Source organism: Intestinimonas timonensis, from assembly GCF_900626145.1.
GTDB lineage: Bacteria > Bacillota > Clostridia > Oscillospirales > Oscillospiraceae > Intestinimonas > Intestinimonas aquisgranensis.
Map to the genome: position 1 here is coordinate 656162 of NZ_LR130817.1, position 18882 is coordinate 675043.

General features: G+C 57.2%; 14 protein-coding genes. 8 read left to right on the forward strand and 6 right to left on the reverse strand.

The window, feature by feature from the left end; all coding sequences use genetic code 11:
- The first annotated feature begins 4 nt into the window (after positions 1-4).
- Positions 5-1414: an aminopeptidase gene (locus tag E0E29_RS09880; protein WP_130849705.1), complete on the forward strand. Its 1410-nt coding sequence runs from the start codon at positions 5-7 to the stop codon at positions 1412-1414.
- Positions 1415-1473: 59 nt separating this feature from the next.
- Here E0E29_RS09880 and E0E29_RS09885 read toward each other — a convergent pair whose 3' ends face one another.
- The 5 genes from E0E29_RS09885 to E0E29_RS09905 form a co-directional block, all read right to left on the reverse strand.
- The gene (locus tag E0E29_RS09885; protein ID WP_130849706.1) at positions 1474-3192 is read right to left on the reverse strand and encodes a glycosyl hydrolase family 18 protein; all 1719 of its coding nucleotides are present in this window, start codon (positions 3190-3192) and stop codon (positions 1474-1476) included.
- Positions 3193-3344: 152 nt separating this feature from the next.
- On the reverse strand, positions 3345-3911 hold the full coding sequence (locus E0E29_RS09890; RefSeq protein ID WP_130849707.1) for a 2-oxoacid:acceptor oxidoreductase family protein: 567 nt from the start codon (positions 3909-3911) through the stop codon (positions 3345-3347).
- Entirely contained in the window at positions 3908-4663 is a 756-nt protein-coding gene (locus E0E29_RS09895; RefSeq protein WP_130849708.1) for a thiamine pyrophosphate-dependent enzyme, read from the reverse strand. The genes E0E29_RS09890 and E0E29_RS09895 overlap by 4 nt, the downstream gene beginning before the upstream one ends.
- 1 nt (position 4664) lies before the next feature.
- On the reverse strand, positions 4665-5726 hold the full coding sequence (locus E0E29_RS09900) for a 3-methyl-2-oxobutanoate dehydrogenase subunit beta (protein WP_130849709.1): 1062 nt from the start codon (positions 5724-5726) through the stop codon (positions 4665-4667).
- Between the two features lie 25 nt (positions 5727-5751).
- Positions 5752-5949 carry a 4Fe-4S dicluster domain-containing protein gene (locus E0E29_RS09905; protein WP_130849710.1) on the reverse strand — a complete coding sequence of 66 codons (198 nt, stop codon included), beginning with the start codon at positions 5947-5949 and terminating at the stop codon, positions 5752-5754.
- A 211-nt stretch (positions 5950-6160) separates the two neighbouring features.
- On the opposite strand from E0E29_RS09905, the gene E0E29_RS09910 reads away from it, so the two are divergent.
- The 7 genes from E0E29_RS09910 (at position 6161) to E0E29_RS09940 (ending at position 14760) form a co-directional block, all read left to right on the forward strand.
- Positions 6161-6925 carry an IclR family transcriptional regulator gene (locus tag E0E29_RS09910; RefSeq protein WP_130849711.1) on the forward strand — a complete coding sequence of 255 codons (765 nt, stop codon included), beginning with the start codon at positions 6161-6163 and terminating at the stop codon, positions 6923-6925.
- Between the two features lie 211 nt (positions 6926-7136).
- Positions 7137-8198: a butyrate kinase gene (gene buk / locus E0E29_RS09915; RefSeq protein ID WP_130849712.1), complete on the forward strand. Its 1062-nt coding sequence runs from the start codon at positions 7137-7139 to the stop codon at positions 8196-8198.
- 84 nt (positions 8199-8282) lie between these two features.
- On the forward strand, positions 8283-9722 hold the full coding sequence (gene nhaC, locus E0E29_RS09920) for a Na+/H+ antiporter NhaC (protein WP_278045152.1): 1440 nt from the start codon (positions 8283-8285) through the stop codon (positions 9720-9722).
- A 1-nt stretch (position 9723) separates the two neighbouring features.
- Positions 9724-10629, forward strand: coding sequence for a phosphate acyltransferase (locus E0E29_RS09925; RefSeq protein WP_130849714.1), 906 nt, complete (start codon positions 9724-9726; stop codon positions 10627-10629).
- Between the two features lie 38 nt (positions 10630-10667).
- Positions 10668-11861, forward strand: a complete 1194-nt coding sequence (locus tag E0E29_RS09930; protein ID WP_130849715.1) for a nickel pincer cofactor-dependent isomerase, group 22 — start codon at positions 10668-10670, stop codon at positions 11859-11861.
- A 178-nt stretch (positions 11862-12039) separates the two neighbouring features.
- On the forward strand, positions 12040-13338 hold the full coding sequence (locus E0E29_RS09935) for an MFS transporter (protein ID WP_130849716.1): 1299 nt from the start codon (positions 12040-12042) through the stop codon (positions 13336-13338).
- Between the two features lie 30 nt (positions 13339-13368).
- Positions 13369-14760, forward strand: a complete 1392-nt coding sequence (locus E0E29_RS09940; protein WP_130849717.1) for an FAD-binding oxidoreductase — start codon at positions 13369-13371, stop codon at positions 14758-14760.
- A gap of 110 nt (positions 14761-14870) precedes the next feature.
- Here E0E29_RS09940 and E0E29_RS09945 read toward each other — a convergent pair whose 3' ends face one another.
- Positions 14871-18869 (reverse strand): EAL domain-containing protein, encoded by a 3999-nt coding sequence (locus E0E29_RS09945; RefSeq protein ID WP_165449866.1) that lies wholly within the window; start codon positions 18867-18869, stop codon positions 14871-14873.
- Between the last annotated feature and the right edge of the window lie 13 nt (positions 18870-18882).

Consider the following 18882-nt stretch of genomic DNA (forward strand, 5'->3'; position numbering starts at 1 on the left):
TCCCATGGAAGAGAAAAAGAATGCCGGCGATCTGCGCCGGGATGCCATCCTGTACCGGCCCAAGAACGGCTGGGATCGGATCAGCGCCGCCCAGGAGGCGGAGCTGAAGAGCTACTGCGAGGACTATAAGAAGTTTCTGGACAACAGCATGACCGAGCGGGAGGCGGTGGAGAGCGCCATCGCCCTGGCCGAGGCAAAAGGCTTTAAGCCCTTTGTCCGGGGTATGGCTCTGAAGGCCGGCGACAAGGTCTACCGCTCCAACCGGGGCAAGGCCATCATGCTGGCTGTAGTGGGTTCTGAGTCTCTGGACCAGGGCGCTAATATCTGCGCCGCCCACATCGACTCCCCCCGCCTGGACCTGAAGCCCAACCCCCTCTATGAGGACGCTGAGCTGGCCTTCTTCAAGACCCATTACTACGGCGGCATCCGCAAGTATCAGTGGGTGACCATCCCCCTGGAGCTCCACGGTGTGGTGGCTCTGAAGGACGGCTCCACCGTGAAGGTGGTGGTGGGTCCCGCCGCCGGCGACCCCATCTTTACCATTGACGACCTGCTGCCCCACCTGGGCGCCGAGCAGGCCAAGAAGCCCCTGAGCGAGGCCATCCCCGGCGAGAGCCTCAACGTCCTCATCGGCAGCCGTCCCTTCGCCGGTGACGAGGGCTCTGACCGGGTGAAGCTGGCCATCATGGATATCCTGAACCAGAAGTACGGCATCGTGGAGGAGGACTTCATCTCCGCCGAGCTGGAGGTGGTCCCCGCCTTCCGTGCCTCCGATGTTGGCTTCGACCGCTCCCTCATCGGCGCCTACGGACACGATGACCGGGTGTGCGGCTACGCTGCCCTGGCCGGCCTGCTGGACCTGGAGAAGGTCCCCGCCAAGACCGCCGTGTGCATGCTGGCGGACAAGGAGGAGATCGGCTCTGAGGGTGTTAGCGGCATGCAGTCTGCCGCCTTTGATACCTTCATGTCCGACCTGTGCGACACCCAGGATGTGAAGCTGAAGGCCTGCTATGAGAAGTCCTTCTGCCTCTCCGCCGACGTGACCGCCGCTTTTGACCCCAACTTCCCCGAGGTCTATGAGAAGCGCAACAGCGCCAAGGCCAACTACGGCATCGGCCTGGCCAAGTATACCGGTGCCCGTGGCAAGTCCGGTTCCTCCGATGCCTCTGCCGAGGTGGTGGCCAAGATCCGGGCCGTGCTGGACAGCGCCGATGTGGTGTGGCAGATGGCCGAGCTGGGCAAGGTGGACGCCGGCGGCGGCGGCACCGTGGCCTGCTATATGGCCAACCGGGACATTGATACCCTGGATGCCGGCGTGCCTGTGCTGAGCATGCACGCTCCCTTCGAGACCGTTTCCAAGCTGGACTGCTATATGACCTACGCGGCCATGAAGGCGGTCTACCTGTCCAAGTAAGATTTTTAAAAGAAAAGCGCCCCGTTTCCCGCTATTGCGGGAAACGGGGCGCTTTTTGTTCAGCGGAGATAGAGAGCGGCGAACCGCTCCAGGATCACGGCCAATTCCGCGCGTGTAGCTGTTCCGCCGGGGACCAGAGTGGTCTGGGTTCGGCCGGTGAGCAAGCCGGTATCCACCGCCCAGGCCATGGCGGTCCTGGCGTAGGAGCTGATCTGGGCGGCGTCGGTGTAGCCGGAAAGACTGGCCCTGCCGGAAGTGTCGTAGTTCTGATATTGAGCGTACCGGTAGAGCAGAGCGGCCAGCTGCTCCCGGGTGACCGGGTCCTCCGGCCCAAAACGGCCGTCGTCATAGCCCAGGACGATCCCTTCCTCCGCTGCCCAGGCCACTGCCTGGGTGTACCAGGTGCCTGCCTCCACGTCGGGAAAGGAGGGGGCTTCGGCCTCGGGGGTGCCTGCCAGACGGTGGAGGATGGTGGCTACCATGCTCCGGCTGATGGGCAGATCGGGGGAGAAGAGGTTGGAAGCGGTGCCGGTCATCCAGCCCTGTTCGTGGACATAGGCCACAGCTGCGGCATACCAGGCGCCGGAGGAGACGTCGGCAAAGGGACTGTCGTCCAGCTGGGAGACGGCGCTTTCGATAAGGACGGCGCCCCTGTCCTGGGAGAGCTCCCAGAAGCCGATACCCTGGAGGTCCAGTTCACGAGCCAGGGCGGCTTTTTCGGCCATGGACTCCGGGTCGTCATAGGAGAGAAAGCTGCCCTTGCCGTAGAGGTAGGGGACCCGGGCCTCGGCGTGCCGGAGCTGCCGGTAGGACGGGTCGGAGAGGTAGGTGGCTACCAGCGTGTCATAGGGAATGGAGCGGGCGGTGGTAAAGGTGCTGTAAAGCCCGTTTTGACTGCCGCTCACGCCGTCATAGCGGTAGCCGTAAAGAGGCATGCCCAGTACCAGCTTGTCGGCAGGGACGCCGCTTTCCAGATAGGCCTCCACGCTGCTCTGGTGGTGGGGGGCTGAGCCGGAAGGCGTATAGAGGGGGGCGTTGAAGTCGGCGTACTTGTCCCAGGGGCCGTGGATATCATAGGCCATGAGGAAGATGTGGTCCACGATCTCGGCCACAGCCGTTGGCTGGATATTGCTGAGATACCATTCTCCAGCGGCGCCGGCGATGGTGAGCTGATACGCTTTTCTGTCCCGTTTGCCCTGACGGTCCAGTTCCTGACGGATGGCCCGGAGGAGCAGGGTGAAGTTCTGTTTGTCCTGGGGGCGGTGGTTGGTGCCGGCGGTGCCGCCGGAGACAGGGTACTCCCAGTCCAGATCGATGCCGTCCAGATCATAGTGGGAGAGAAGCTCCACGCAGCTCTGGGCAAAGTCGGCCCGCCCGGCGGCGGTGGAGGCCACGTCGGAGAAATGGGCGGAGTAGTCCCACCCACCAACCGACAGGATGAGCTTCAGATGTGGATATTCCTCCCGAAGTGCCCGGAGATCGGCAAAGTTTTTCTCGTCCTGTGTGGGATTGTCTAGCGCCAGAGTACCGGCATCCGGGTCGATCATGGCAAAGGCATAGTTGATATGGGTCAGCTGCTGGGCCGGGATGTCGGATGCCTGGTATCCCTGGTAGGATGACCAGCCGGCGTAGTAGCCCACCACGGTGCTCTGGGGATAGGTGTATGTATCGATGTCGGCCCCTGCGCCAGAGGGGGCTGCACTCACCGGCGGGCGCAGCAGCAGAAGCGCGGCACAAAGAAGAAAGGTGCGCCGCAGAAAAGGTTTTGGAAAAGACATAAAGCGCTCCTTTTTAGCGGATATATGTACATATTGTATCTAAAATAGAGCGTGTAGACAAGAAAAGGATCTTGCCAGATGTTCCGGTATCTGGATATCAAAAAAACACGCCGCCTGACCCATATGGGTCAGGCGGCGTGCACTATGGTCTCTTAGCGGACGCAGGAGGCATCAGAAAGGCACTCCACGGCGTTGTAGCCGGCGTCAAAGGCCTTGGCATTGGACTCGTTGAACTTAGACTTGCCCTTTTTCTCGAACATGTGGTTCATGGCGGCGATGGCGGCATCCTTTGTGAAGTCGCCCATGAGCTTGACAACAGCGCCGGTCATGACCACGTTGGCGCCCTTGGGGTTACCAAGGGAGGTGGCGATCTCCGTGCAGTTGACGTGGACGTAGGTCACATCCTGTCTGGCGTCGTCAGGAATGGTGACGGTATCGCCCACCAGCACGGTGCCGCCGGGCGCCACGATGGGGAGGAACATGTGGAGGGAGGGCTCATTCATGGCCAGCAGCAGGTCGGGCTGCTCCTGGGAGGGATTGTAGATGTAGTTTTCTGCGCAGTACTTCACCGTACAGTTGGCAGTGCCGCCGCGCATGGCGGAGCCGTAGGAGGGGACCCAAGTGACGTTCAGGCCCTCGGTAGCGGCGATATCGGAAATGATGAGACCCACAGTCAGGACACCCTGTCCGCCGGAGCCAGCAAATACGATCTCTCTCACTTCTGCTCCTCTCCTCTCTTCTTGAACTCACCGATGGGGTAATAGGCGATCAGTTCCTTTTCAATGCGCTCCATAGCCTTGACCGGGGTGAGACCCCAGTTGATGGGGCAGGGAGAGAGGACCTCCACGATGGAGTAGCCCTCGTGATTGAGCTGAGCCTGGAGGGCATTTTTGATGTACCCCTTGAGCTTGTTGATGTTGGCGGGGTTGGTGACGGTGCCGCGGGCGGCATAGGCGGCTCCGGGGAACTCCCGGGCCACGATCTCCGGGAAGCGGATGGGGTAACCGGTAACGGAGCAGTCACGGCCATAGATGGAGGTGGAGGTCTTCTGGCCCTCCATGGTGGTCAGGGACATCTGGCCGCCGGTCATACCAAAGTTGGTATTGTTGATGACGATGACGGTGATGTTCTCATTGCGGTAGGCAGCGTTGAAGGTCTCAGCGATGCCGATGTTGTAGGCGTCGCCGTCGCCCTGATAGGAAACCACCAGGGTGTCGGGGCTCACACGCTTCATGCCGGTGGCCACTGCGCCGGCGCGGCCGTGGCAGCAGTGGAGACGGTCACACTCCAGACCGGCGCCCAGGTTGGAGGAGCAGCCCACGCCGATGGGGAAGATGATGTTGTCCAGCTGGTCCAGCTCTTCCAGAGCCTCCATGATCAGACGGCTGACAATGCCATGTCCACAGCCGGGACAAAAGTCCATGGGTTTGTCCACAAGGGCAGGGACCTTTCTTTCACGGGTAGCGGCCATATCAATAGACCTCCTTTACTTCGCCGTTCTTGATCCGGTGATAATCGGCCTTGATGCTGCGGATGGGGGGCGTGTTATACACGTATGTAAGGGCGTAGGCGGGAATGTTGCGGTCCTTGTGGGTCTTTTTGATGTAGAGGGCGGCGTCGTCCACCAGTTGGCCGGTGGCATTTTCCTCCACAGTGATGACGCCCTTGCAGGCGGGGTTGATCTTGGCAAAGGCCTTTTCCGGGAAGGGCCAGGCGGTGATGGGACGGATGAGGCCAACCTTCTCGCCTTCGGCCCGCAGCTCACGGATGGCGCCCAGAGTGGCCCGGCCAGGAACACCGTAGGCCACGAAGACGTAATCGGCATCCTCGACGCCTTCGTCGAACCAACGCTGCTCGTTCTCCTTAATGGCGGCATACTTCTCACGCAGCTCCACGGCCTCCTTGCGGGAGTCACGCTCAAAGATGCCGATCTTCTTGTAGTCGTACTTGCCGGTGAGGGCCCAGGGGGTCCGCTTGGTCTCCACGAAATCGGGGAGGGTGACCGGCTCCATCATCTGGCCCAGCGTGCCCTCGCCCATCATGACCACGACGATGCGGTACTTCTCGGAGAGCTCATAGGCAGGCTCCATGAGGTCCACGAACTCCTGCACGGAGGAGGGGCAGAGGACGATGCAGCGGTAGTCGCCCTGGCCGCCGCCGCGGGTCTCACGGTTGTAGTCGCACTGGGCGGTAAAGAGGGTGCCCAGACCGTTGCCGTAGCGGACCTGGGTGATGACCACAGCGGGGAGACCCTCGTCACACAGGGTGGAGATGCCCTCCTGCTTGAGGGAGATACCCGGGCCAGAGGAGGCGGTGAGGGCCCGCACGCCGCAGGCGGAGGCGCCGATGACCATGTTGATGCCGGCCAGCTCGCTCTCAGCCTGGACGAAGGAACCGCCGACCTCGGCCATGCGCCAGGACAGATATTCCATGATCTCGCTGGAAGGGGTGATGGGATAGCCAGCGTAGAAGCGCGCGCCCGCCCGGACGGCGGCCTCTGCGATGGCCTCGTTGCCTTTCATCATTTCAGCCATGTCGTATATACTCCTTTCCGCTCACTCAGCCCAGGACGTGGAACACGCCGTCGGGACACACGGTGTAACAGATGCCGCAGCCGATGCAGGCTTCGTCGTCAATCTGCACAGGGTAATACCCGGCATCGTTGAGCTCAGTCGACTTGCTGATGCACTTTTTTGGACAGTTGTGGATGCAAAGGCCGCATTCCTTGCACCGCGCCCGGTTGATTTCGACCTTCATCTGGGTCCCTCCATTCACATTTTGTTCCGTAGAATAGAACCTTGTTCCGATATTTAGAGCATACACCCGCCGCATGCCCATGTCAATACCTCCCGGAAGGAAAATTTAGCAGATGTCAAAATTGTTTCGATGTGTGGAACAGCTTGACACCGATTTGGAAGTGTAGTTTAATTATGGTTGAAAATTGTGCGCGTTTAGGGAGGAATGTCGTGTGTCTGACATTATTCAGTCGGTAGATCGGGCTCTGGAGGTCATGATTTATCTGTACCATGAGGGGAAGGAGACCAGCATCACCAAGATCGCGGCGGACCTGGGGGTCTACAAGAGTACAGTCTATCGTACACTGGTCACACTGGAGAACCGGGGCTTCGTCCGCAAAAACCCGGAGACGGAGAGATACTGGTTGGGGAACCGTTTGTTTGTCCTGGGGAAGGGCGTAGAAAACCGGATGGGACTGCCGGAGATCGTACGGCCTTATGCAAAAAAGCTTTATGACGCCTATTGCGAGGTAGTCAACGTCTCCATTCTGGAACGGAATCCGGATGACGTCTACCGCAGCGTCATCATTCTGAAGGAGGAGAGTGACCGGCAGGTCCTCACCGTCAACCCGCCGGTGGGCTCCAGCAGCGAGTGCTACTGTTCTTCGGTGGGCAAATGCCTGTTGGCATACGGCGCCGACATTGACCTTGGTGTCTATGAGACCCACCCGATGCGTCCTCACACCGATCATACCATCACCACAGTGGCGGCACTGCGGTCGGAGCTGGCAAAGGTTCGGGATCGTGGCTACGCCATGGACCACGAGGAGCTGGAATATGGTCTGACGTGTATTGGTGCGCCTATCTTGAACCAAAAGGGGGAGGCAGTGGCAGCCATCAGTCTTTCCGGTCCCACCAGCCGCATGCTCTCCGGCGATATTGAGGAGAGAGTCGAAGCGGTCAAGCGAATTGCACGGGAAATTTCCAGTAACTTTTGACACCCAATTATTGTTCCGCCACATGGGACACATGTTATGAACGTATAAAAAATCGTTGTGATTTTGTACAAAAAGCATGCTTGACTTTTCCAGGGAATGGGGGTATGCTCAACAGCGTAATGGGAAGAAGCGCCGCGCGTTTCTTTCTTTCCGACAATATCAGAACGTTGTTCTATTAAACGGAACAACAAAGAAAGGCGAGGGACGGAATATGAAGATCCTGGTCATCAATCCGGGCGGCACTTCCACGAAGATCGCGGTTTTTGAGGACGACAAACAGCTCTTCAAGGCCAATATCACCCATACGGCAGAGGACCTGAAGCCCTTTCACAAGGTATTCGATCAATTCAGCTATCGGAAGGAGCTGATCCTGCGGGCGGTCACAGAGCAGGGCATCGAGCTGAAGGAACTCTCAGCCGTAGCTGGCCGGGGCGGCCTGATGGAACCCATTCCGGGCGGCACTTACGCGGTCAATGACCGTATGGTGGAGGATATGCGCAACGCGGTACATGGAGAACATCCCTCCAATCTGGGCTCTGTGCTGGCCAATGAGATTGGCGATGAGCTGGGGATTCCTTCTTTCGTGGTAGACCCCGTCTCTGTGGATGAACTCATGCCCATAGCCAGGATTTCCGGTATCTCTGATCTGGAGCGGCCAAGCTGGTTCCACGCCCTCAACCACAAGGCGGTGGCCCGGTGGGCGGCCGAGCGGATGGGGAAGCCCTATGAGGAGTGCGACCTCATCGTGGCCCATCTGGGCTCCGGCAACTCCATCGTGGCCCACAAGCATGGCCAGATGATCGATGGCAGCGGTGGCCGGACCAATGGTCCCTTCTCTCCCGAGAGAAGCGGCGGCCTCCCCACCTATCCTCTAGTAGAACTATGTTATTCTGGGAAATACACCCATGAGGAGATGGTGGCAAAGCTCAGCTCGGTGGGCGGCATGTACGATTATCTGGGCACCAAGGACGCCCAGGAGGTGGAGCGCCGCATGGCCGAAGGCGATGAGAAGGCCAAGCTGGTCTATGAGGCCTATGTCTATGCCATTGCCAAGGAGATCTGCTCTTACGCCGCCGCCTTCGAGGGAAAAGTGGACCGTATTGTGCTCACCGGCGGCATTGCCCACTCCGATTATGTGGTCCGCGAGGTGGGACGTATGACTGCCTTCCTGGCCCCCATGGAAGTGGTGGCTGGCGAGTTTGAGATGGAGGCGCTGGCTCTGGGAGCTCTGCGGGTGCTCCGCGGAGAGGAGACAGCAAAGGTCTATCAATGAGCGCATAGCTCCCAACCGTCGTCTGCCTCCTGTGAGGAAGCAGGTGGGAAAGGAAGGATAACATGGAGAAAGAGGGCGGCCATCTTGTCTCAACCCGAATGTAGTACCAAGCGCGAACCGAGCGTAGGAATGTCCCTTGCGGTGTTCCTGATCGCCATGGGTATCATGCTCTTCGGACTGGTGATCTTTGAACTGGACATTCATATCGTTATGCTGGTGGCCTTGGCCTTTGCCTGCATCGTCTCGGTTCCGCTTGGATACAGCTTTGATGATCTGCTGGATTGCATGAAGAAAACACTGGGCCAGTCCATGTCAGCCATGGTCATCTTCATCTTTATTGGCCTCATCATTGCGGCCTGGATCTTCTCCGGAACGGTGCCGGCGCTGATCTATTACGGGCTGCATTACATCACGCCCAAGATGTTTCTCCCTGTGGGCCTCCTGCTGTGCAGCCTGACCTCCATGTCCATCGGTACCTCCTGGGGGACAGTGGGGACCATGGGATTGGCTATGATGGGAATCGGAGCCGGAATGGGGATTCCGGCCGGACTGACCGCCGGTATGATTCTGTGCGGCGCCTCCTTCGGCGATAAGATGTCCCCAATCTCTGATACGACCAACCTGGCGCCGGCAGCGGCGGGGACGACCCTGCAGCGACATATCAGCAGCATGTGGATGACCACTCTGCCGGCCTATATTATTGTCTTCGTGATCTTTACCATCGTTGGCTTTTTCTATCAGGATGGGCAGATAGATTACGGCACCATCAATACTTTTATCGACACGATTGGAACAACGTTCCATATTTCCCCCATTCTTCTGCTGCCCGTCGTGGTCCTGCTGGTGCTCAACATCCGGCAGTTCCCCGCCATACCGGGTATGGCCATTGGCACGCTGCTGGCGGTCATTCTGGCTGTGGTGGTGCAGGGGGTCAGCGTCCGGGATGTCATTTCCGGCCTGAACTACGGTTACACCGCCTCCACCGGAGTGGAGATGGTGGACACCCTGCTCCAGCGGGGCGGAATCCAGAGCATGATGTATACCTTTTCGCTGGCCTGCATCGCCATCTCCTTCGGCGGTGTCATGGAGCGGGTAGGATATTTGCACAAAGTCGTAGGGCTGGTGGTCTCCAAAGTCAAGTCAGACAAGATGATGGTGCCGCTGGTCATTGGGTCGGCCACCGTAGGCACCATGGTCATGGGCGAGGTTTACCTCACATTGGTGCTCAACGGCAACCTGTTCCGGGAGACCTTTAAGGAGCGTGGACTGCGCCCTGAGATGCTCTCCCGTCTGCTGGAGGAGGGTGGCACCTTGACCCAGGTCTTTGTCCCCTGGTCCACCACAAGCATGTTTATCATGGCAACCCTGGGCGTGTCCACCGCTGAGTACTGGAAATTCGCCCTGTTGCACTATATCAATCCGTTGCTTTCGATTTTACTTTGTTTCGTTGGATATGGCGTACTGTATGTAAATAAACCTTGCCGCTGGGACAAGAGGTGCGGCCCTGTTGTGGAGGAGTCATGATATGCTGAAAAATTTTGATGAGGTCCTTGAGAAAGTGCGTTCCATTGAGCCCTTTACCGTCAGTGTAGCCGCAGCTGCCGACAAGGAGCTGCTCCAGGCGGTCAAAACGGCCTCGGATCTGGGATTTGTGCGCCCGGTGCTGGTAGGAAACCCCAAGGCGGTAGGCAGCATCTGTGAAGAGATCGGCCTCAAGCCCTTGGATATTCTGGCAGCCGACGGGGAAGAAGAGGCGGTTGCCACCGCTGTCAAGGCTGTGCGCGAGGGTGGGGCTCAGGTTCTGATGAAGGGACTGGTGAACACCAGCATCTACATGAGGGGGATTCTCAATAAGGAGCACGGCCTGCGTACGGGACGGCTGCTTTCCATGATGGCCGTATACGAGGCGCCCGGCTACCACAAGCTGGTCTACTGCAGCGACAGCGGCATCAACGTGGCACCTAATCTGGAGCAGAAAAAGGATATTTTGAAAAATATTCTTCTGGCCACCAAGTCCATCGGACTGGAGACCCCTAAGGTGGCCGCATTGACCGCCAATGAGATGGTGGACCCGAAGATTCAGTCCACGGTGGATGCCGCCGGACTGGTGGAGTATGTGGCCAGCGGCGCCCTGGGGCCGGATCTGCCCTGCATCATCGAGGGGCCCATTGCCTTTGACGTGGCCTTCGATCCCCACGCCGCGGCCCATAAGAAGATCGACAGCAAGATCACCGGTGAGACCGATATCGTGATCTTCCCCAACATGGAGGCGGGGAATATCATGGGCAAATCCTGGATTCATCTGTGCAAGTGCCGCTGGGCGGGCATCGTGCTGGGCGCCACCCACCCGGTGATCCTGGGGTCCAGAGCGGATACGCCGGAGATCAAGCTCAATTCTATCGCGCTGGCCTGCCTGGCCGCACGGAGCTGAGAGACTAATCCGCGATCGAGGCAGGAAAGGGGGAGGATGTGAGCAGCGAGATGTTGATTCAGTTTCCAAAGCTGGAGCTCCAACTTGAGGAAGTGGACCGGATTTCCATCCCACCCATGTACCGGATCATGCAGAAGTATGATGACCAGCAGATTCTGGATGCCTCAGGGCATCTGCGCAGGAAGCTGGAAGCTTCGGTCCCTCACCGGGAGCGGCTGCGCGGCAAGCGGCTGGCACTGACGGTGGGCAGCCGGGGCATTCCTGACCTTGACAAGCTGGTCCGTACCATCTGTGATACCTGCAAGGCGTGGGGGGCGGAGCCCTTTATCGTCCCCGCCATGGGGAGCCACGGCGGTTCTACGGCGGAGGGTCAGCGAAAGATCCTGGAGGAGTATGGGATTACCGCAGAGACCATGGGGGTACCGGTGTGTTCAAGCATGGCGACGGTGCGGTATGGAACGCTGGAAGACGGAACGCCTCTCTACTGCGACAAGAACGCCTGGGAGGCGGACGGGGTAATCCTGTTCAACAAAGTCAAGCCTCACACTGATTTTCGCGGAAAACATGAGAGCGGACTGGGTAAGATGGTGGCCATCGGTCTGGCCAAGGAAAAGGGCGCGTCCATGTTTCACACCAAGCCTTTAAATCGTTTCCCGGAGTACATACCAAAGGTGACGGAGCTTTTTATGGCGACTGGGAAGGTGGCTTTCGGTGTGGGCGTAGTCCAGAATGCCTACGACCGGATCTGCCGGATCGAGGCCTGTGGGAGCGATGACATTTTGGAGATGGATGCGCGGCTGCAGGCCTTCGCCAAGACACAGCTGCCCCGGTTCAAATTTGATCGCTGTGATGTGCTGGTCGTAGATGAGATCGGAAAGGACATCAGCGGCAGCGGCATGGACCCCAACATCACGGGGCGGAACGATTCGGGAGATTTCCCTGGAGTCCTGGATCTGCAGAGGCTGGTAGTGCTCGGTATCACAGAAGCGTCCTGTCACAATGGCTGCGGCATCAATTTATGTGACTTGACGGTTCGGAGGTGCCTCAATGAGATCGATTGGCACGCCACCTGGCTCAACAATGTGGCTGCATCCATGCTCAGCAGAGGACAAATCCCCATCTATTGTAGAGACGGATCGGGATGCTGTACGCACCGCCATACGCACCTGTGTGGGGATAGACTTCCATCATCCCAGAGTAGCCCGCATCAAAAACACACTGCATATGTCTGAGATTCTGGTTTCAGCTGACCTGTATCAGGACATCAAAGACAGAGAGGACGTCGTTTTGGTCTCCGGTCCGGAGGAGATGGCTTTCGACGCCAATGGCTTCTTACGCAAAGATATCTGGGGTCAGGAGGTAGCTGACCCATAAAATCAGGACATCTGTCCAGAGAGTGAGGAGTTTTTAATGAGTCACGCCGAAAAACAAAGCGCCAAACTGAGTGTACGCCAACTAACCATTATCTTCTTCCTTGGCCTGGGCTATACCATCGTCTACGCAACCCCCTTTATCCAGTACGTGTTCTATGATTCACTGGTCGCTACATTGGGCTGTACCCAGCAGCAGCTGGGATACCTCATCACCATCTTCGGTATCGGCAACCTGTTGGCACCGTTTGGTGGTATGCTCAGCGATAAATTCAACACAAAGAAGATCTACCTGCTGTCAGTAGGTATCATCTGTGTGCTGAACGTCCTGTTTATACTCAATATGACGTACAGCTTTGCCCTCATCATCTGGGCCGGCTTTGCCTTCTTTGCTCTGTTCCTCTATTTCCCCGCTCATACCAAGCTGGTTCGTCTGGTGGGCAGCGAGAATCAGCAGGGCACCATCTTCGGCTTTACCGAGTCCTTCTGCGGTATTACCAACGTTATCGTGAACTTCATTGCCCTTTTCCTGTTTGCGAAGTTCGCCAACGATACCTTCGGCACCAACGGCCTCAAGGCCGCCATCATCGGCTACGCTGTACTGGGTGCGCTCTCCCTGATCATCCTGGCCATTCTGGTCCCCGATCCCGGCAAGCCTACCCCTGAAAGCGGCGGCGAGAGCAACATCAACTCCAAGATGACCATTGAGGATTGGGTGAGCATCGTACTCAACCCCAGAACTTGGATGTCTGGTATCGCCGTCTTCACCACCTACACCATGTACTGCACCCTCTCCTACTACACCCCCTATTTCAGTAATGTTCTGGGTGTCTCTCTGGCCGGAACCGGCGCCATCGCCATCATCCGGCAGTACGGTACCCGCTTCATCGGCGCTCCTGTGGGCGGCTGGCTGGGCGATAAGATCCACTCGGTTTCCAAGGTAGTTGGTGTCTCCCTGGCGGCGGCTGTGGTGATTGTGCTTGTCTTCATGCTCGTGCCTGTTGGTACCAGCGCGGCGGTGCTCACGGCGCTCACACTGTGTGCCGGCGTGCTCACCTATATGGCCCGCGGCTGTATGTTCGCCGTTCCCTCGGAGCTGAAGATCCCCAGAAAGTATGCCGGTACCACCTCCGGTGTGGTGTGTGCCATCGGCTACTGCCCCGACCTCTTTATCTTCGTCCTCTTCGGTTACTGGCTGGATAAGTACGGCAATGCCGGCTATCAGAACATCTTCATCTATGCGGCTGTCATCATGGCCATCGGCGTGGTGAACGCCATTATCACGCAGATCTATAAGAAAAAGGTCCTCGGGAAAGAATCCGCTCAGGACGCGGCTTGACCGCACCACACAGAAAGGGGTAAAACAGCAATGAAACAAGAATTTATCGACGCGCTCATCGGTATCTGCGGCAAGGATTACGTCTACTATTCCAAGGAGGATGTGTCCGGCTATCTCTATGACGAGACGGAGGAGTTTGTCCGTCCCAAGGCCTGTGAGGATTGCCTGGTGGTCCGCCCCGGCACTTACGAGGAGGTCTCCAAGATCCTCCAGTGGGCCAATGAGACCAAGACCCCCATCATCCCCCGTGGCGGCGGCACCGGCGCCTGCGGCGCGGCCATTCCCACCATTCCCTCCGTTATCATGTCCATGGAGCGTTTCAAGGACATCGTGGAGGTGGATGAGACCAACATGATGATCACCTGCCAGACCGGTGTTACCCTGGCCAAGCTGAATGAGTACCTCAATGAGAATATCCACGCTCTGTACTTCCCCTGCCACCCCGGTGACGAGGGTGCCCAGGTGGGCGGCATGTGCATCGAGAACGCCGGCGGTGTCCGGGCTGTAAAGCACGGCATCATGCGCAGCTACGTCAAGGGCATGAAGGTCTGCCTGCCCAACGGCGAGATCGTCCAGTTCGGCGGCAAGCTGGTGAAGAACAACATGGGCTATGACCTGATGCACCTGCTGGTTGGCTCTGAGGGCACCCTGGCCGTGGTGCTGGAGGCCACCCTGAAGCTCTATCCCCGCCTGGATTACACCGGCGCCCTGGTGTGCTCCTTTAAGGACACCGAGTCCGCCGTCAAGTCGGTGGGCGAGGTCCAGAAGGCGGGCATCATCCCCCTGGCCGTGGAGTATATGGACCGCGATATTGCCCTGGAGACCGCCAAGCGCATCAATAAGACCTGGCCCATGAATGACGAGGGCTGCGTGGACCTTATCTACATGGTGGAGGAAGCCACTGAGGACGCCCTCTATACGACTGCCGGCACCATTGCCGAGATCTGTGAGAACAACGGCGCTGTGGGCTCCGTCATTGCGGAAAACGAGAAGGAGCAGCGCAACATCCTGGAGATCCGCTCCGACATCTATGAGGTGTTCAAGCCTGAGTTCGTGGACTCCCTGGACACCGCTGTCCCTGTGGCCCATATCGGCGATCTGCTCCGGGATATCGAGGCCATTGCCGAGAAGTACGGCACCCGCAGCCCGCGCTTTGGCCACGTGGCCGACGGCAACTTCCACAATTTCATTCTGATGGTGGACGGCAAGGTGCCCGAGTGGGCCGACGATATGCGCCGGGACATCTACAAGGCCGCTCTGAAGTATGGCGGAACCGTTACTGCCGAGCACGGTACCGGTAAGACCCGGAAGCCTTACATGGAGCTGCAGTATACCCCCCATGTGCTGGAGATCATGCGCAACATCAAGCGTGCCTTTGACCCCAACAACATTCTCAACCCCGGCGTCATCGTGGATCTGTAAAAACGGCAATCCATATACTTAACGACTTGACAACGACGGTATAAAAATGTGCCCGACCGCGAAAAGCGGTCGGGCACATTTTGCTGTGAGACATGTTTTGCATGGGAACGTTAAGGGGAGCAAGCGGGCCCCATGTTGGCGGCAAGATCTTCATAGAAGCAAAAACAATCTTTTCCGCTGTGCTTGCTGTGGTAGAGGGCAATATCCGCATGATGAAGGTAGTCCAAGTAACTGGTGCTGTCGTTGTGTACATAGGTAAGGCCAATACTGCTGGTGAGGGAGTTCTCCGGAATGGCGCGCAAATCGTCCAGCAGTTTTTTCAAACGATTTTCTACGATAGGCCTTGGTATGTCGCCCCGGATGTAGACCAGAAACTCATCACCGCCAAGCCGACCCACAGTATCCTCCTGGCGGAACGTGGAGAGCAGGGTTTTGGCCACCAGCTTCAGGGCCTTGTCTCCCTCCAGGTGGCCATGCTGGTCATTGATGCGTTTGAAGTTGTCGATGTCCAGGAGCATCAGGATGCCGCAGGTATCTTTGCAAGAATTGGTCATGCTGCCTGAGACCACCCGCTCGAAGGCGGCCCGATTATAGGTATGGGTCAGCGGGTCCCGGCGGGCGGCCTCTTCCTGAGCCGCCTCACGCTCTATCTCTGAGTTGATGTCTTTGAGGTAGAGCAGGGCGTAGACATTCTTGGTGGTCTCCTCCTGGAAGAGACAGATGTTCAATTCTACCCAGTGCAGGTCGCCGGAGACCGGGCGGCGGTAGCGCAGCCGATCACTGGTCCTGCCCTGAGAGAGACGCTCGGTCCAGGCGGATGCATCCAGGTAGCTATCCAGAATGGAGTATTGCTCTTTGGGAAGGTAGGCCGCGAGCTTGTCCTGAAGCACGCTGATAAAGTGGCGGGAGGTAGTGCGGTAGTCCTGATGGTACGGGCGCCAAACTCCACCCACCGACATGAGCTGACCGCTCTCAAGATCCACCTCGGCATAGGCGATGGTGTCAGACAGTAAGGCCTGATAAAAACGGTGGACGCGCATGAATTCCAGCTCGAGAACACGGGTGGAACCAATGGGCTCTACAATGACGATGATGGTGTCCAGGTCTTTCTGTTCCTTGCTCAGGTGCTGCAGGGTGAGCTTGAACCATTCATAGGTTCCGCTCTTGGAGCGCAGCAGGAGCTCCAGCTGTTTGCGTTTGTCTTTGATGCGGAGACGGAAAAAGGAGGAACGGAATTCATCGGCAAAGTGCGGATGGACGGTGCCGTCCTGAATCCAACATTGCGGGAAGCCGGACTGATGGGTGGAATCCCCCATCATAAGGGAACGTTTGGTCTGGAAAAAGATAGAGTGAGTGGTCTCATTGTACTCAAAAATATCTCTTGCGTAGATTTCCGGAAGAAATTGGGGACGGTCAATATCGCTGATGATGCGGTGGTAACCTTTTAGACAAATCATACCGTCCTCGTCTGGCATACGCAACCCGGTACAGCGGACCAGGACCTCTCCCTTTTGGGGATGCCGCCATGTGTACTCCAGCTGGATGGTATGGTAGGTCTGGATCATACGGTCCACAGATTCATCTACGTAGTGGTAGTAGCCCTCGTTGATCCTGGTGTACCAGAACTGGTAGCACTCTTCCGGGGTAGGGATGTTTTCGACGCCGAGGACCCGGAACATGGTGTCGTTGGCCAGCATCTCACAGTAGCTTCGGTCGGGAGAAATTCGAATGATCCACAGGCCGACGTTAAGGGCATCCATGATATCGTAATTTTGGGAACGAAGCATGGCCTGATAGCGGACTTCGTTGCGATCCCGGCGGATCCGGTCGACCAGGAAATTGGCGAGGACCCGGACTTGGGTGTCATCGTGAATGGCATATCGGGGATTATCCACACCGATAAAGCCAATGGTTTTATCCCCGTCACGCAGCGGAACTGCGATGAGTCGCTGGATATCCTGAAAATGGAGAACTTCCCACTCGTCGGGGCTGGTGTCCTTGATGGTATCCAGATTATAGATGATGACGGACTGCTCCAAATCAAAATGAGCTATCCACCGTTTCAGGACCTTCTCCGGAATACCCTGGAGATGCTCCATTTGCGGGGTGACATGTTCCATACACCATTCAAAGGTGTTGTTCCAGCAGCCTGCTTTCGCCGGACAGGGCTCAAAGAGGTAGGCACGGTCTGCCTGATAGAATTCTCCTACCGCGGCCAATACCTGCTCGACGGCCTCTTTAAAATCGGAAAATTCTGTAAGCGTTTTGGTGTAGCCGACAATTCGCTTCGCAAATTCCAATTGCTCTCGGGTGCTCTGACTCACCACCTCCCGCTTGGTGATGTCAGAGGCGACCTCCAATCGCAGGCGTTTTCCCTTATATGGGATGATTTTATCCTTCAGAAGGAAATGGCGGCCACAGTATTCGTTTTCGTTTTCCCAGATATAGAAGGAATCCTGATTGAGTTTATCGTTGGTGCAGAATGGGCAGGGGGCGTCCAGCCCCTGGAGGGCCTTGTAGCATTTTCTGCCCTGGTAGTGCTGGATACCGAAGAGACGCTGTCCCGCTGGATTTAAATAGTAGAGCTCGTAGGTGTCCATATCGCTGACGTAGAAAATGTCATTTTCTGCGGCGAGGACAAGATTTGAAAACTCCTGTTCAGTTCCATCTATCAAGGGCGGATGATTGAAGGAGGGACGATCTTTCCGATAATTTTGTTCCGCTGCCGTCCTGGTGCTGAAGGCGGTGCTGGTCGGGTCCAGGTAGAGGGCTTCCAACTCGGACACGGTGCAGGGACGGGCAAACAGGAAACCCTGCAGCAGATCCGGATGCAGCTCCTCCAGTGTGTGCAGTTCATCTTCGGTCTCGATACCCTCACAGCACACACGGATCTGGCAGCTGTCGGCCAGTTCCAGCATGTTGCTTAAAAGCCGATAGTTGTAGGCGCTGTGCTGGATGTTGTTGACAAAACAGCGGTCGATCTTGATCTCGTCAATCTCCATTTCCTTGAGGCGGCTGAGGCTGGAATATCCGGTGCCGAAGTCATCCACAGAGATTTCGATGCCGTGATCCTTCCACTGGCGGAAGATGGAGTTGATATGGGGATAGTCCATGAGCTGCATGCTCTCGGTGAGCTCGATGGTCAGAGCATTTCCAGGCAGGCCGCTGCGTTTCAGTACCTGAAGCACGTCAGAGACGATGGAGTTCTCCAGCAGCTGTGTATAGGACATATTTATACTGATATGGAAGTCTGGAATCTTTTTACGCCAGTGCCTGCACTGCGTCAACGCAGTTTCCAGTACCCACAGCCCGATGGGGCAGATGAGCTTGGTCTGCTCCAGAATGGGGACAAATTCTGTGGGAGACACGGGACCACGCCGGGGGGAGGTATATCGCAGCAGGCATTCCGCACCATAGAGCGAATAAAAGAGGGAGCGGACCTGCGGCTGATAAACGAGGGAAAACCCGGAAAAACCGGACTGAATACTCCACTCCAGGTCCTCTTTCAGCTCCAGAGTGACGATCTGACGTTCGTAGTCCTCAGCGGAGAAAAACCAAAGCCTGTTTTTTCCATGAACCTTTGCGTAGTCCAGAGCACTTTCCGCATATTGGTAAAGGGCGGTCGGATCGGTGACCGGATATTCCCGAAAAGCTACACAACCGCCTGACAGAGTACACTGACCATCCATGCGCTTCTGCATTTGAGAAAAAACAGAGGAGACGTCGTCGCGGTTGCGGTAAGGAAGCAGAACGACAAAACAATCTCCATTGACCCGATAAAGCGGTCGCGTCCCATATGTAACGTCTTCCAAAGCCTCTGCTACATTTTTAAGGACAGCATCACCGGCATAGCGTCCCTGCTTGAGGTTGATGGACTTGAGATCGTCGACGCCGACAACAAGTAAGAAACCATCTGCTCCGGAAGACAATGTCAGGCTGATTTCTTCCTTAAGACCCTCCATATGGAAGGAGCCGGCGTAGTAATCGATCTGCCGACCATTTTTGTTGCCGGAGATGTGACCGGCAATCCAACGTGAATGCCCAAATTCATCCAGCTTGCAGTTGCTGCGGCTGGTGACCCAGACTACATCCCCATTTTTGCGCGTCAAACGGTATTGGAGA

Coding starts and splice junctions, on each gene's coding strand:
- E0E29_RS09895 (WP_130849708.1), bottom strand. CDS start 4,663: ATGGCCGCTACCCGTGAAAGAAAGGTCCCTGCCCTTGTGGACAAACCC.
- E0E29_RS09925 (WP_130849714.1), top strand. CDS start 9,724: ATGCTGAAAAATTTTGATGAGGTCCTTGAGAAAGTGCGTTCCATTGAG.
- E0E29_RS09905 (WP_130849710.1), bottom strand. CDS start 5,949: ATGAAGGTCGAAATCAACCGGGCGCGGTGCAAGGAATGCGGCCTTTGC.
- E0E29_RS09940 (WP_130849717.1), top strand. CDS start 13,369: ATGAAACAAGAATTTATCGACGCGCTCATCGGTATCTGCGGCAAGGAT.
- E0E29_RS09880 (WP_130849705.1), top strand. CDS start 5: ATGGAAGAGAAAAAGAATGCCGGCGATCTGCGCCGGGATGCCATCCTG.
- E0E29_RS09885 (WP_130849706.1), bottom strand. CDS start 3,192: ATGTCTTTTCCAAAACCTTTTCTGCGGCGCACCTTTCTTCTTTGTGCC.
- E0E29_RS09900 (WP_130849709.1), bottom strand. CDS start 5,726: ATGGCTGAAATGATGAAAGGCAACGAGGCCATCGCAGAGGCCGCCGTC.
- buk (WP_130849712.1), top strand. CDS start 7,137: ATGAAGATCCTGGTCATCAATCCGGGCGGCACTTCCACGAAGATCGCG.
- E0E29_RS09935 (WP_130849716.1), top strand. CDS start 12,040: ATGAGTCACGCCGAAAAACAAAGCGCCAAACTGAGTGTACGCCAACTA.